Raw genomic sequence first — 13865 nt, forward strand, 5'->3', positions numbered from 1 at the left:
GACAGTGATCACTCGCCCTGCCGCCCCCTGCCCGCCGGATCCGGCAGCGCCTTCGTCATCCCCGGCAGGAAGTCCGTGAACAGCTCGTGCACCTCCTTGACCAGCGGCCGCAGAACCCGGAACCGCGCCAGGTACACCCCCCGCGCGGTGAGCCGCGCCCCCCGCTCGGCCAGCCGGTAGCTCCGCTCCCGCCCCTCCGTCCGGTCGAAGACCCAGTACAGGACGAGCCCCATCTGCGAGAGCCACATCAACTCGGGCAGGACGTCCCGCAGTTCCTCCGGCACCTTGGTCTTCGCCCCGCGCAGCACCTCCCGGTGGACGCTGATCGCCTCCACGCGCGCGTGCTCCGACTCGGGGGAGAAGGGGCTGAGCGGACTGTCCGGGTCGGCGGCGTTCTTGAAGAACTGCACCGCGAACTCGTGGTACGGGGAGGCGATGTCCAGCCAGGCCCGCAGCACACCCGCGAGCCGCGCCTCCAGATCGGTCTCCCTCTCCAGGACCTCCCGGACCGCCACCTGGTGCTCGGCGGCGATCCGGTCGTAGAAGCCCTGGATCAGGTGCTCCTTGCCGTCGAAGTAGTAGTACGCGTTGCCGACGGAGACCCCGGCCTCCTTGGCGATGGACCGCATGGTCGTCTTGTCGTAGCCGCGCTCCTGGAACAGCCGCATCGCCGTCTCCAGGATCAGCGCGCGGGTCTGCTCGGACTTGCTGGCTTCGTTCTTCGCGGACACGGACAAGAGCCTAACGACTGCCGCAGGCACCGCCGTCACAGCCCGTCGGGGCCGAGACCGGCGGGGTGTAGGTCCACCCCTGGCTCGGGTGGTAGGACCACCCGTCCGCCCGGCGGTACGACTTCCCGCCCCACTGCGCCCCCCGCCACCTCGCCGCCGCCAGCACCGCGCCCCTGGCCAGCGCCGCGCCGGCCGGCGTGCTGAGCCGGTGGGCGAGCGGGCGGTGCTCGCGCAGCGCCCAGAGCACGACGACCCAGGCGGCGGTGGACCGGTAGACCTGCCCGGCGTCCCCGACGACGGTGACCTCGTCGAGGGTGCCGCCGTGATCGAGGCCGGGAAAGCGGCGCCGGGCCTCGTCCGACCCGGCCGGGACCAGCTCCAGCGGCACCAGCTGCGGCTGCCGTACGAGCCAGCCCCGCAGGTGGCTGCACAGGGCGCAGCCGGCGTCGTACAGCACGGTCAGCCCGCGGACCGGGACGCGCACGGCGCCCCGGCCCCCAGCGGTCGCCACCTCGCTCACACTCCGGCCGCCGGGGCGACCCAGCCCTGCGGCTCGACGGGCGGCAGCTGCTCCCGCTCCATGACCCCGCGCCGCCGGATCCGGTTCAGCACGTACACGTTGCCCAGGTGCATCACCCCGAGCACCAGCAGCACCACGCCCACCTTGGTCGACAGCGCCTCGAAGATGCCGCGCGTGTCCCCGACGGTCTCGTCGTCGCTCAGGTACAGGGCCACGAAGCCGAGGTTGACCAGGTAGAAGCCGACCACCAGCAGGTGGTTGACGGCGTCGGCGAGCTTCTCGTTCCCCCGCAGCACGTCCGCGAGGAACACCCGCCCGTTGCGGCTGAGCGTGCGGGCCACCCAGATGGTCAGCGCGATGCTGACGACCAGGTAGATGACGTAGGTGATGACCGTGCGGTCCATTCCCCCACCCCTTCTCGGCTCCCAGAGCCTTCTTGAACGCGTTCAAAATGCTGCCAGGGATGACTGTAGACCTATTTTTGAACGTGTTCAACTCGCTGGGCGGGGTGCGTTTCAGGACCGCCGGCCGAGCTCCGGCCGCTTGGTGTAGTCCGTGAACCCGAGGATGTTCCCCCAGGGGTCGGCGACCTCGACGGTCCACCCGGTGGCCACGGAGAAGGGCTCGTCGAGCGGCGCGATCCCGGCATCGGCGAGCTTCCGTGCCGCCGTACACGCGTCCGGCACCTCCAGCCACACCCGCGGCGAGGGCCAGGCCGGCGGCCGGTGCCCCAGCCCGTCCTCCACCCGCAACAGAATCCCGGGCGTCTCGACCCCGACCTTCAGCAGCGCGATCCCGGCCTCGTCGAACCGGAACCCCACGGCGAACCCGGCCCGCTCGTAGAACGCCACGGCCTCGGCGAGGTCTCCGACGGGCAGCAGCACGTTGTCGAACCCGAGCAGCTCGTAGGACTTTTCATCTGACATGCCATCAGATTAAGTTGACGTGGCCGCGGACCGGGGAGGCCGGACCGCCCGGGTCACTCGCCCGGACGAGGGGGCCTCACAGCGGGGCGAGTTCCGTCCGGCCGCTGAACCGGCCACCCACCCGCACGGCGAGCCGGCGGACCCGGTCCAGGTCGCGGTCTCCCCGCACATGCACGTGAACGGTGTGGTCCGGGGCGGGTTCCTTCTGGCACAGGTCCGCGAGTGCACCGACAGCGTGACCGGAGCTCGGCCTCGAAATCCGCCTCGGCGTAGTCGAGGTCCCGATCCCGGGCAGTGCGCGCACGGCACGCAGCACCTCGTCCAGGCCGGGGGAGGTGAGGACGGCGGCGGCCGTGGAATTGCTCATGGGGGCAGCCTGGGCAGGTGAGGCGGCCGGTGTTCCCCCGACCCGACCCGCGGCACGGGGAAGGCCCCGCCCCCCGGAACAGACCGGATGCTGTTGGTTAATTCGGGGCCCGTCTACTTCGCTCCGCTGGTCGTCAGATCGGCGGGGCGAAGTGCTGCGAAGTGGCTGGTTCGGGTGCGGGCTCGTGGGGTGCCGGTGAGATGGGCGTCGATGCGGGCGAGGTTGATCGCCGCTCCGGTGAGCTGGTGCTGGAGGCTGGTTTTGGCAAGCCCGCGGTAGCGGGATCTGCGCAGGCCGCAGCGGCTCACGGCCTGGGAGATGGCGCCTTCGACACCGGCGCGCGGCGCGGGTGGCGTAGTGCCGGAACCAGTCCGGCTCGGCGACTTCGGCCAGCCAGTCGGGAACGGCGGCGGCGACCGCGTTCAGGGCCGTGCGCAGGGTTTCGGCGACCATCTCCAGCCAGCACAGCTCCCGCGCCGCCGACAGCACATGCGTGGAGTCGGTCCGGGCCTTACCCCTGCCGGTGAGCAGCCCCTTGTCCCGGGCCGCGGCGAGAATGCCGTCCAGCACCCGCCGTCCGGCGTCCGCCTGAACCAGCCGGTCCCTGAAGTCCGAGAGGACGGAGAAGTCGAAGCCCGGATCATCCAGCCGGAGCCCGAGAGCGTACTTGAAGTCGATCCGGGCCCGGACCGCCTCCGCGGCCTGCCGGTCGGTCAGCCCCTCGACGAACTGCAACACCAGCACCAGCGCAAGGCGGCCCGGTGACCAGGCGGGCTTGCCCCGCACCGGGAACAGGTCCGCGAAGTCCTCGTCCGTGAACAGCGGCCCCAGCTCGTCCCGGACCCGGATCGCCAGACTCCCTTTCGGGAACGCGGCCCGCGCCACCCGCTCCGTCTCCGCCGGGATCTCCCCAGACCCCTTCGGCTGCATCGACATCCGCACCCACCCCATACGACAACGTCGGCCTCCAAGACCACAACCGGGTCTTGAAGGCCGACGTCACGCACGGCCCCGAATTAACAGACCGGGGAACGGGGCCTTCACGGACGTACCGGAACCGGCAGACCTCAGTACCGCCGCGTGATCAGCGCCCGCTTGACCTCAGCGATCGCCTTCGTGACCTCGATGCCGCGCGGGCAGGCGTCCGTGCAGTTGAAGGTCGTGCGGCAGCGCCAGACGCCGTCGCGGTCGTTGAGGATCTCCAGGCGCTGCTCGGCGGCCTCGTCACGCGAGTCGAAGATGAATCGGTGGGCGTTGACGATGGCGGCCGGGCCGAAGTACTGGCCGTCGTTCCAGAAGACCGGGCAGGAGGAGGTGCAGGCGGCGCAGAGAATGCACTTCGTCGTGTCGTCGAAGAGCTCGCGGTCCTCCGCCGACTGCAGACGCTCGCGCGTCGGCTCGTTCGTGTCCTTCGTGATGAGGAAGGGCATGACGTCCCGGTACGCCTGGAAGAACGGCTCCATGTCCACGACCAGGTCCTTCAGGACCGTCAGGCCCTTGATGGGCTCGACCGTGATCGGCTTCTCCGGGTTGATGTCCTTGATCAGCGTCTTGCACGCGAGGCGGTTCTTGCCGTTGATCCGCATCGCGTCGGAGCCGCAGATGCCGTGCGCGCAGGAGCGGCGGAAGGTCAGCGTGCCGTCGACGTCCCACTTGATCTTGTGGAGGCCGTCGAGGACGCGCTCCTTCGGGTCGATCTCCAGCTCGAAGTCTTCCCAGGTGGCCTCCGCGGAGACCTCCGGGTTGAAGCGGCGGACCCGGAAGGTGACCGTGATGTACGGGGACGCGGCGGACTCGGCCTCCACCTTGTCCATAACGGGGGTTGCCATCAGTACTTACGCTCCATCGGCTGGTAGCGGGTCTGGACGACCGGCTTGTAGTCCAGGCGCACGGTCTCGGTGCCGTCGTCGCCCACCTCGCGGTACGCCATGGTGTGGCGCATGAAGTTGACGTCGTCGCGGTTGGGGTAGTCCTCGCGGTAGTGGCCGCCGCGCGACTCCTTGCGGGCCAGGGCGGACACCGCCATGACCTCGGCCAGGTCCAGCAGGTTGCCCAGCTCGATCGCCTCGAGGAGGTCCGTGTTGAACCGCTTGCCCTTGTCCTGGATCGCGACGTTCTTGTAGCGCTCCCGCAGCTCGGCGATCTTCTCGACGGCCGTCTTGATCGTCTGCTCCGTGCGGAACACCATGACGTTCGCGTCCATGGTCTCCTGCAGCTCGCGGCGCAGGGTCGACACCCGCTCGGTGCCGGTGGAGGCGTGCAGGCGCTCGATCTGCTCGACGACGAACGACTCCGGGGCCTCGGGGAGCTCCACGAAGTCGGCCTTCTGGGAGTACTCCGCCGCCGCGATGCCAGCCCGCTTGCCGAAGACGTTGATGTCCAGCAGGGAGTTGGTGCCGAGACGGTTCGCGCCGTGGACGGACACGCAGGCCACCTCGCCGGCCGCGTAGAGACCCGGGACCACCGTCGTGTTGTCGGCGAGCACCTCACCCTCGACGTTCGTCGGGATGCCGCCCATCGCGTAGTGCGCGGTGGGCTGGATCGGGATCGGGTCCGTGTAGGGCTCGATGCCCAGGTAGGTGCGCGCGAACTCCGTGATGTCGGGCAGCTTGGCGTCCAGCTGCTCCGGCGGGAGGTGCGTGAGGTCGAGGTAGACGTGGTCGCCCTCGGGACCGCAGCCGCGGCCCTCGCGGATCTCCGTGTAGATCGAGCGGGAGACCACGTCGCGGGAGGCGAGGTCCTTCATCACCGGCGCGTACTTCTCCATGAAGCGCTCGCCGTCCTTGTTGCGGAGGATGCCGCCCTCACCGCGGGCGCCCTCCGTCAGTAGGATGCCCATGCGCCAGATGCCGGTCGGGTGGAACTGGAAGAACTCCATGTCCTCCAGCGGGATGCCCCGGCGGTAGACGGCGGCCTGGCCGTCACCGGTCAGCGTGTGCGCGTTCGACGTCACCTTGAAGAACTTGCCGCAGCCGCCGGACGCGTAGATCACGGCCTTCGCCTGGAAGACGTGGATCTCGCCGGTCGCCAGCTCGTACGCCACGACACCGGCCGAGCGCTTGACGCCGTCGACCTCGGTGATCAGCTGGTCCAGGACGTAGAACTCGTTGAAGAACTCCACGCCCTCCTTCACGCAGTTCTGGTACAGCGTCTGGAGGATCATGTGGCCGGTGCGGTCGGCCGCGTAGCAGGAGCGGCGGACCGGGGCCTCGCCGTGGTTGCGGCTGTGACCGCCGAAGCGGCGCTGGTCGATCGTGCCGTTCGGGGTGCGGTTGAACGGCAGGCCCATCTTCTCCAGGTCGAGGACGGAGTCGATGGCCTCCTTCGCCAGGATCTCGGCGGCGTCCTGGTCGACCAGGTAGTCACCGCCCTTGACCGTGTCGAAGGTGTGCCACTCCCAGTTGTCCTCCTCCACGTTGGCGAGCGCGGCGGCCATGCCGCCCTGCGCGGCGCCCGTGTGGGAGCGGGTGGGGTAGAGCTTGGTCAGCACGGCGGTGCGGCTGCGCTTCGTCGACTCGATGGCGGCGCGCATACCGGCGCCGCCGGCGCCGACGATGACGGTGTCGTACTTGTGGATCTTCATGAGTGGTTGCCTCAGCCCCGTGCCTAGCGGATGTTCGGGTCGAAGGTGAAGATCACCAGCGTGCCCAGCAGGATGGTGAACACCGTGGCGGTGTAGAGCAGGCCCTTGAGCCACAGGCGGGTGTTCGCGCGCTCCGCGTAGTCGTTGATGATCGTACGCAGGCCGTTGGCGCCGTGCAGCATCGCGAGCCACAGCATGAGCAGGTCCCAGACCTGCCAGAACGGGGACGCCCAGCGGCCGGCCACGAAGGCGAAGCCGATCTTGGAGACGCCGCCGTCCAGGACGAGCTGGATCAGCAGGTGGCCGATGACCAGCACGACCAGCACGACGCCGGACAGGCGCATGAACAGCCAGGCGGCCAGCTCGAAGTTGCCCCGCGTGGACTTCGGGGTCTTCTTGGTGCGCTTGCGCGGGGCCTCGATGAAGGGGGCCGGGTTGTCGACGTTGTAGAGCGAGCCGCCCTCGACGGGACCGATCCCGGAGGCGGTCTTCTCAGTCGTGACTGTGTTGTTCGACATGAGCGGCTTCAGCTCCCCAGGAGGACACGGGCGGCGTGGCCGAGGACGGGGTAGATCGCGCCGGCCATCAGGACGACCCAGACGACGATGACTGTCCAGAACATCTGCTTCTGGTAGCGCGGGCCCTTCGACCAGAAGTCGACGGCGATGACACGCAGACCGTTGAGCGCGTGGAAGAGGATGGCGGCGACGAGGCCGTACTCCAGCAGCGCGACGATCGGCGTCTTGTAGGTGGCTACGACCTTGTCGTAGTCCTCGGGGCTGACACGGACGAGTGCGGTGTCCAGCACGTGAACGAACAGGAAGAAGAAGATGAGGACGCCGGTGACTCGGTGAGCCACCCACGACCACATTCCTTCCCGTCCGCGGTAAAGCGTTCCAGCCGGCACGGAAGAACCCTCCGGGAGCGGGGACTAGGGCCGCGCCGGCTTCACTGTCGGTCGGGCCCGGCCGGGTACGGTCCACCGGCCCCCAGCATCGTAGCCACGTGCTGCCGCGAGGCTTAGTGGGGGGCCTGCCTGTGTGATCAAACTGGCACCGGAAGGGCTAGCAGCGGGTGGCCACCGGGGCAGCGGGTTCTACGGTTTGCCGGGTGTGCGGCCATTTGGGCTGGTCGCGCCCCGCGGTGGAGCCGCAGACCGACGCAGCCCCGCGCCCCTGACGGAGGCGAGCAGGCGCCCCCTCGCCAGGCGGCGGAGTTGATCCGCCGTGACCACCCGTTCCTCCTCCGGATCGTTTGTCAATCGTGACCGGATCCCCTCCAGGACGCGGTCCATGGTCTCGTCCGGGGGGACATCGTCCAGGCTGATCACGAACACGTGTCCGAAGCGGGCCTCGTACGCCGCGTGTGCCGCGCTCAGTGCCGTGTGGGCCGCCGAGTACGTGCCCTCCGGCAGGGTGGGCAGGGACTCGCCCGCCAGGGCCTCCGACAGTTCGGCCGGTGAGAGGTCGTACGCCGCCTCGTCCGCCGCGGCCAGGAGGGAGTCCAGGTCGGGGTAGGGGCGGTGATCGGCGACACGGTGGGCCCAGCGGAGGCTGCGCAGGCAGGTCAGGAGGGTGGCGTGGGCCTCGTCGGCGGGCGCGGCGTTGAACCGCTCCAGTGCGGTGGCGGACGGCGGGGTGCGGGTCTGCCCGGGGAGCGCCGGTATGGCCACTCGGCCGGAGGGGTACGGGTGGGCAGGCAGCGTGGGTCCTCGCGTCACTGTGGTGTGGCAGGGGATGCTGTGAAGAGTGTGTCATCACGTTATCGAGAGTGGTCATGGTGTGTCCGATGGATGCCCGAATTTCACTCGGACGGAAGAGTTTCGGGACGTGTGGGTGACGAAGAGCCGGCGTCCCGGTCGTAGGTTGGGGACGTGAGCCAGCACAGGCGCCGGGTACCGGCGCAGCAGGTGAGGCGGAGGCGGGCGATGGCCGTCGCGGCCTTCGTCGGCACGGTCGGGCTGGGAGTGGGGCTCGGGGTGTGGGCCTCGGCGGACGGGGGCGGGCCGGCCAAGGCCGCGCCGCGGTCCGCGGCCACCCCCGCCACCTCTCCGTCGGCCAAGGCGAGCCCGACGCCCAGCCGTTCCTACCCGCTGTCCCGGGCGCCCCGCACGATCCCCGCCGTTCGGTCCCACACCCCCGCCCGCGGTCCCGGCTGGCGCCCGGCGCGCGGTGAGCGCGTGGTGGTGAGCGACGCCGACCTGGCCGACGAGGGGCGGCTCATCGCCGGCGAGCTGGGTCTGTCGTACGCGGGCGAGAAGGACGACGTGCGCGCCGGGGACGTAAGGCTGTCGCTGAACGACGACGAGGGCGCGAACCCGGAGTCGTACAGCATGACCGTGCGCGGCGGCCGGGTGAGCATAAGCGGGCCCGCCGACGCGGGCGTCTTCTACGGCACCCGCACCCTCAAGCAGGAGGTCCACGGCGGCGGTACGGCCCCGGAGGGCGTCGTGCGCGACCAGCCCGCCAAGCCGCGGCGCGGGTTCATGCTGGACATCGCCCGCAAGCCGTTCACCGCGTCCTGGATCGAGGACCGGATAAGGGAACTCGGCGACCTGAAGTTCAACGAGCTGGGGCTGCACTTCTCCGACGACCAGGGCTTCCGGATCGAGTCCACGAGCCATCCCGAGATCGTGTCCCGGGACCATCTGACCAAGGCCCAGGTCAAGCAGATCGTCGACCTCGCGGCCGGCCGGCACATCACGGTCGTGCCCGAGATCGACTCGCCCGGGCACCTCGGCGCCGTCATCGCCGCCCACCCGGACCTGCAGCTGCGCAACGCGCAGGGCGTCGCCACACGCGGCGCGGTCGACATCTCCAAGGACAGCGCCGCGACGATCGTGGACGACCTGCTCGACGAGTACGCCGACCTGTTCCCCGGCTCCGACTGGCACCTCGGCGGCGACGAGTACCAGGCGCTGACGGTGTCCAACCCGCAGGCCTCCTACCCGCAGCTCGCCGCCGCCGCCCGGCAGGCCTACGGCGCCGGCGGCACCGTCGCCGACCTCGCGACCGGCTGGCTCAACGACCGGGCCGACACCGTCCGCGCCCACGGCAGGACGATGCGGGCGTGGAACGACGGGTTCTTCCGGGGCACGTCCGTGCGGCCCGCCAAGGACCTCCAGGTCGCGTACTGGACCGGCAAGGAGATCGGCGCCCGGCAGCCGGTGGAGTACCTGAGCGCGGGACGGAAGGTCCTCAACCACAACGACGAGTTCCTGTACTACGTCCTCGGACAGCCGCAGACCTTCGTCTACCCGACGGGACAGCGGATCTACGAGCAGTGGAGCCCGCGGGTGCTGCGCGGCACCACCGCCGTCCCGGCGCGCTACGACGGGCAGATCCTCGGCGGGTCCTTCGCGGTGTGGTGCGACTTCCCGAACGCACAGACCCAGGCCCAGGTCGCCGCCGGGATCCGGATGCCGCTGCGGGCGACCGTGCAGAAGCTGTGGGATCCGGGCAGACCGGCGCTGTCGTGGGCCGGCTTCCGGAAACTGGCGGACCGGCTGGGCTGAGCGGTACCCGTATCACCGGTGGACGCGCGGCGGCCGGGAACCGTATCTTCCGATGCCGCGCGGGTGCCTCGGGGAGAGCAGCGCCCGGCGTCCGGACCACGCCTCGGGGGACCCACCGTGATCTGCTCACGCTGTCATCACTTCGCCGCCGCGCCCGGCGGCACCCTGTGCACCCTGTGCGCCGGCGCGCCCGAACCGCCCGCCCCGCCGTTCGCCGGGGCGCCGGTGGCCTGGCTGCGCTCGCCGGTCGGGCTGGGGCGGGCCGCGGCGGCGGTGCTCGGGCTCGTCATCGCCACCGACGTGTTCGCGGTCTACGCGGACTTCCTGCAGTTCGACGTCTCCGGTGACCTCGTGGACGGTACGTACGGCGTGGCCGTCAGCCGGCGCGCCGACCACGCCGACGCCCTCTGCAACGCCTCCGGCAGCGCCCAGGCGTCCGCGCTGCTGACCTGCGTCGTCGTCTACCTGTGCTGGTTCTACCGGGCCCGGGTCAACGCCGAGGTCTTCAGCCCCTTCGGGCACAGCAGGAAGCGCGGCTGGGCGATCGGCGGCTGGTTCACCCCCGTCGCGAACCTGTGGCTGCCGCGCCGGGTCATGCTCGACATCTGGGACGCGAGCAGCCCGTGGGGCGCGCCGCGCGCGCACGCGCTGGTCAACGCCTGGTGGACGGTGTGGCTCGCCTCGTTCCTCGCCGACCGGGCCGCGTTCAGCGGGTACCGCCGGGCCGAGGGCGCGCAGGCGCTGCACGACGCCGCCCGCCTGATGCTGTTCTCCGACGCGATGGACATCGCGGCCGCCGTGCTCGCCATCGCCGTCGTGCTGCGGCTGACCGGCATGCAGCACCGGAAGGCGCTCGCGGGGCCGGTGCCGGCCGCGGTCTGACGTCCCGCGGACTTCGCTCGCCGTTTGGCTGATTACCCTTTCTCCCGCCGCCTCGACCGGGTCGGCGCGGTACCCCTGTGACACTCCCGGGCCGTCGCACGCAGTAAGGGGAAGTGCGGGCTCCGTAAAGGTCGGCGCCCTGGCGAGGGAGGCGGATCATGAGCCTGGTGGAGCTGATCGCTCAGGCCGACGAACGCGGACTGGCCGCCAGCGGGTTGGCTTGTTTGGATCGGTGCGTGCCCCTGCTGGGCGGCGACGACGAGGTCCTGCGACCGCTGTGGGGGAGCCTCGCGGACGCCGGTGACTGGGCGGAGTGCCTGGAGAAGGCACGCGCCGCGCTCGGCTCCGCCGATCCGGGCGAGGCGGCCGAGGACGAGGCCGCGACCCTGGCCCGCCGGATGCTCGAGGCCGCCCCGGCCGCGTGCGCAGGCGCCGGCGTACGGGTCTGGGCCGACGCCTGCTCCGTCGCCTCCCTCCAGATCCACCGTCTCCTCGACCCCGCCGACGACACCTCCTCCGTCGACTCCCGCCGCGAAGGCCGCACGGAGGACATGCCGCCCCTGGTCGCCGCCGAGCTCCGCCGCCAGATCACCGTCCTTGAGCTGCTGTCCGGACACGGACCGGCAGGCCTGCGCGGCGCCCTGGAGGTATCGACCGAGGGCCGCCGGATACTGCGCGCGGTGGTGTCGCGGCGGGCACGGGGGCGGCGGGGCTGACGTGAGCCGTGCTCACAGCACCAGCCACTTCACCACCGCGTCCCCCGACGCCGAGGCGTGGGCGTAGAACTGCGTGAGGTCGCGGTGTGCGGCTGCGAAGGTGCCGTGGGTCCGGGGCTCGGTGGCCGGGCCGCCGTAGCGGGGGAGGAGGTCGTCGCGGGACTGGCGCCAGAGGGCCTCGAAGTCGGACGAGGTGAGGAACGCGGCGACGGCGGCCGTCTCGGGCGCGGTGAGCAGCAGGAACGGGGGGAGTCCGAGCGACGAGTGGAACACCGGGCGGCCGCCGAGGACGACCTGGGCGCGGGGGCCGTCCGCCGCGAGGTGCGGGGGCGAACCGGCGTACAGCAGCTCGTGGTCCAGGTAGCGCTGGTCCAGCACCTGCTCCCGGCGCAGGCCGATCCGTCCCCGCACGGTCTCCCAGTCGTCCTGGAACAGCCGCTCCAGCGAGGGCACGTCGTCTCGTAACTCCCCGGGCGGCACCGCGCGGAGGTGGAAGGACATAGTCATCGTGAGATAGGAGCGCACGGGGGGTGCGGAACATCACTCCCGCCCCGAACCCCGGACGGCGCGCGGGTCCTGTGACCGTCGTGAGGTGGAGCTGGGGCGGTGTTGCGCCGGTTGCGGGAACGGCCCGGATCGGCGTGACGAAAGGCCCCTCGGGCCCGCTCTTCCCTATGTGACAGCGCAGGACGTGACAGCACAGCAGGAGACCAGGCCGCAGGCCGCCGCCAAGCCCGTGCGGTGGGCGGCGGACGCGGTGGCGACCATGCGCGAGGGCGCGCGGGTGCGGCTCGACTACTCGGCGCAGAGCCTGTGGCGGGTCGACCGGATGATCGAGGAGATACGGCGCGAGGAGGCCCCGTACGACGCCGTGCAGGGTGTGCTGCGCGGCTTCGGGGCGTACGCCGGTGAGGTGATCGTCCGGCAGACCGGCGCCGAGTGGTGGGCGACCGGCGGTGACCACTGGATCCGCACGCCCGACGGGCGACTGTGGGACCCCATCGACGAGGCCCGGCGCTGCTTCGGGGGGCACGGCTCGCTGCGCCTGCTGTGCCGGGACGCGACGGCGGGGCAGGCCCGCTAGACCGGCCCCGCGCACCGGATCAGAGGTCACTCAACGTCACGGCTGTGACACTTCCATGAGATCCGGCGCTGATGACCTTGGGGGATCAAGGTCGGTTGTTGGCGAGGGAGGGGACACCCGCCGCGTGCAGGCGTACGACGGGGAACTGGGCGCGGCTGTCGCGCGGGCCCAGGAAGGCGACGAGGCGGCCTTCGCGGTGGTGTACCGGCTGGTGCAGCCCGGCCTGCTGGGCTATCTGCGCGGCGTGGTCGGGGACGACGCCGAGGACGTGGCGTCCGACGCCTGGCTGGAGATCGCCCGCGACCTGGGGCGGTTCAAGGGCGACGGGGCGGGCTTCCGCGGCTGGAGCGCGACCATCGCCCGGCACCGGGCCCTGGACCATCTGCGCCGCCAGCGGGTACGGCCCCGGGCGACGGCGCTGGAGCAGGACGTACTGGAACTCCCCGGCCGGCACAGCACCCATGAGCAGGCCCTGGAGTCCATCTCCACCGAGGACGCGCTGGCCCTGCTCCGCCGGTTGCCGCGCGACCAGGCCGAGGCCGTGCTGCTGCGCGTGGTCGTGGGCCTGGACGGCCCCGCCGCCGCCCGCGTCCTGGGCAAGCGCCCCGGCGCGGTGCGCACGGCCGCGTACCGGGGGCTGAAGCGGCTGGCCGGGCTGCTGGGGGTGGCGGACGGGGCGGAGGGTGTGACGGACGACGGCCCTCGCACGCTGGGGGAGTCGACATGAACGGTGACGGCGGCGGGCCGCCGGACAGGGATGGATACGCACATGGGTGAACGGCACAGCGGCGGCGGGCTCCCCGGCCGCCGGGGCGTGCACCCGGACGGCCGCACGCATCCGGACCCCGACGGGTCCGGCCTGGCGGAGCTGCTCGGTGCCGCCCTGCGCGAGACCGTCGTCGACGCCGAGGCCGAGCACCGGGCCGTGGCCGCCTTCCGAACCGCCCGGGAAGCCGGGGCACGCCGGGCCCGGACCCGGCAGCGGGACGACTGGCGGCCCCGCGAGCGCGGCCTGGTGCGCCGCTCGTTGAAGGCCACGGTGGCGATGCTGCTGGCAAGCCTCACCGTGGGCGGCGTCGCGATCGCCGCCATCGGCACGTCCGGCTCCCCCGGCACGGCCCACGGCGATCCCGGCCGCACCGTCCCGTCGGCCCGCGCGACGCGGAGCCCCGCCGTACGGCCGTCCTCCCCGGCGGCGCCCTCGGTGTCCGGCCCGGCCTCGGCCGACCGCCCGGCCACCGCCAAGGACACCCTGGCCCACTGTCGTGCCTACGAGTCGGTCAAGGACCACGGCAAGGCGCTGGACGCGACGGCGTGGCAGCGGCTGGTCACGGCGGCGGGCGGCGAGGCCGACGTCGCCTCCTACTGCGCCGAGCAGGTGGCGGCGGCGGAGAAGGACGGCAGGACCGCCAAGACCAAGAAGGTCGACAAAGCAGACAAGGCGGAGAAGGTGGCGAGCGGGGCGGGCGGGAGCGAGAGCACGGAGAAGGCGGACGAGGGCGGCAAAGCCAAGCCGGAGAAGTGACGCCGCGCACCCGGCGC

Annotated in this window: 17 protein-coding genes and 1 pseudogene; 6 read left to right on the forward strand and 12 right to left on the reverse strand. The window is 71.5% G+C overall.

The annotated features are described in order from the left end of the window. Window positions 1-8: 8 nt before the first annotated feature. The 11 genes and pseudogenes from ACIBBH_RS07280 to ACIBBH_RS07330 form a co-directional block, all read right to left on the reverse strand. Complete coding sequence (locus ACIBBH_RS07280; protein ID WP_399402859.1) at window positions 9-731, reverse strand: TetR/AcrR family transcriptional regulator; 723 nt, start codon at window positions 729-731, stop codon at window positions 9-11. A 10-nt stretch (window positions 732-741) separates the two neighbouring features. Beyond that, window positions 742-1251 (reverse strand): thiol-disulfide oxidoreductase DCC family protein, encoded by a 510-nt coding sequence (locus tag ACIBBH_RS07285; protein ID WP_399402861.1) that lies wholly within the window; start codon window positions 1249-1251, stop codon window positions 742-744. Beyond that, entirely contained in the window at window positions 1248-1655 is a 408-nt protein-coding gene (locus ACIBBH_RS07290; RefSeq protein ID WP_399402863.1) for a hypothetical protein, read from the reverse strand. The genes ACIBBH_RS07285 and ACIBBH_RS07290 overlap by 4 nt, the downstream gene beginning before the upstream one ends. Before the next feature lie 111 nt (window positions 1656-1766). Further along, a complete protein-coding gene (locus ACIBBH_RS07295) occupies window positions 1767-2177 on the reverse strand; it encodes a VOC family protein (RefSeq protein WP_399402865.1) in 411 nt (136 codons plus the stop codon). 76 nt (window positions 2178-2253) lie between these two features. Continuing rightward, on the reverse strand, window positions 2254-2544 hold the full coding sequence (locus ACIBBH_RS07300; RefSeq protein WP_399402867.1) for a hypothetical protein: 291 nt from the start codon (window positions 2542-2544) through the stop codon (window positions 2254-2256). 113 nt (window positions 2545-2657) lie between these two features. Beyond that, window positions 2658-3480: pseudogene (locus ACIBBH_RS07305) on the reverse strand (transposase). 131 nt (window positions 3481-3611) lie between these two features. Beyond that, window positions 3612-4373, reverse strand: a complete 762-nt coding sequence (locus tag ACIBBH_RS07310) for a succinate dehydrogenase iron-sulfur subunit (RefSeq protein WP_399402869.1) — start codon at window positions 4371-4373, stop codon at window positions 3612-3614. Then, complete coding sequence (gene sdhA, locus ACIBBH_RS07315; RefSeq protein WP_399402871.1) at window positions 4373-6127, reverse strand: succinate dehydrogenase flavoprotein subunit; 1755 nt, start codon at window positions 6125-6127, stop codon at window positions 4373-4375. Before sdhA ends, ACIBBH_RS07310 begins: the two co-directional genes overlap by 1 nt. A gap of 23 nt (window positions 6128-6150) precedes the next feature. After that, entirely contained in the window at window positions 6151-6645 is a 495-nt protein-coding gene (locus ACIBBH_RS07320; RefSeq protein ID WP_399402873.1) for a succinate dehydrogenase hydrophobic membrane anchor subunit, read from the reverse strand. A gap of 8 nt (window positions 6646-6653) precedes the next feature. Next, window positions 6654-7034, reverse strand: a complete 381-nt coding sequence (gene sdhC / locus ACIBBH_RS07325; protein WP_399402875.1) for a succinate dehydrogenase, cytochrome b556 subunit — start codon at window positions 7032-7034, stop codon at window positions 6654-6656. A 189-nt stretch (window positions 7035-7223) separates the two neighbouring features. Further along, window positions 7224-7799, reverse strand: a complete 576-nt coding sequence (locus ACIBBH_RS07330; protein WP_399402877.1) for a 2-oxo-4-hydroxy-4-carboxy-5-ureidoimidazoline decarboxylase — start codon at window positions 7797-7799, stop codon at window positions 7224-7226. A 255-nt stretch (window positions 7800-8054) separates the two neighbouring features. Here ACIBBH_RS07330 and ACIBBH_RS07335 point away from each other — a divergent pair, with 255 nt between their 5' ends. The 3 genes from ACIBBH_RS07335 (at window position 8055) to ACIBBH_RS07345 (ending at window position 11239) form a co-directional block, all read left to right on the forward strand. Further along, entirely contained in the window at window positions 8055-9641 is a 1587-nt protein-coding gene (locus ACIBBH_RS07335; protein ID WP_399403631.1) for a glycoside hydrolase family 20 protein, read from the forward strand. Window positions 9642-9758: 117 nt separating this feature from the next. Beyond that, window positions 9759-10523 (forward strand): DUF4328 domain-containing protein, encoded by a 765-nt coding sequence (locus ACIBBH_RS07340; RefSeq protein ID WP_399402879.1) that lies wholly within the window; start codon window positions 9759-9761, stop codon window positions 10521-10523. A 158-nt stretch (window positions 10524-10681) separates the two neighbouring features. Continuing rightward, a complete protein-coding gene (locus ACIBBH_RS07345; RefSeq protein ID WP_399402881.1) occupies window positions 10682-11239 on the forward strand; it encodes a hypothetical protein in 558 nt (185 codons plus the stop codon). 12 nt (window positions 11240-11251) lie between these two features. Here ACIBBH_RS07345 and ACIBBH_RS07350 read toward each other — a convergent pair whose 3' ends face one another. Further along, complete coding sequence (locus tag ACIBBH_RS07350; RefSeq protein ID WP_399402882.1) at window positions 11252-11746, reverse strand: DUF1877 domain-containing protein; 495 nt, start codon at window positions 11744-11746, stop codon at window positions 11252-11254. A gap of 184 nt (window positions 11747-11930) precedes the next feature. On the opposite strand from ACIBBH_RS07350, the gene ACIBBH_RS07355 reads away from it, so the two are divergent. The 3 genes from ACIBBH_RS07355 (at window position 11931) to ACIBBH_RS07365 (ending at window position 13848) form a co-directional block, all read left to right on the forward strand. Next, complete coding sequence (locus tag ACIBBH_RS07355; RefSeq protein WP_399402884.1) at window positions 11931-12323, forward strand: hypothetical protein; 393 nt, start codon at window positions 11931-11933, stop codon at window positions 12321-12323. Between the two features lie 124 nt (window positions 12324-12447). Continuing rightward, a complete protein-coding gene (locus ACIBBH_RS07360) occupies window positions 12448-13050 on the forward strand; it encodes an RNA polymerase sigma factor (RefSeq protein ID WP_399402886.1) in 603 nt (200 codons plus the stop codon). Between the two features lie 42 nt (window positions 13051-13092). Next, complete coding sequence (locus ACIBBH_RS07365) at window positions 13093-13848, forward strand: hypothetical protein (protein WP_399402888.1); 756 nt, start codon at window positions 13093-13095, stop codon at window positions 13846-13848. Window positions 13849-13865 lie beyond the last annotated feature (17 nt).

Origin of the sequence: Streptomyces sp. NPDC051636, from assembly GCF_044453765.1 — a bacterium.
In the GTDB taxonomy this organism is placed as follows: domain Bacteria; phylum Actinomycetota; class Actinomycetes; order Streptomycetales; family Streptomycetaceae; genus Streptomyces.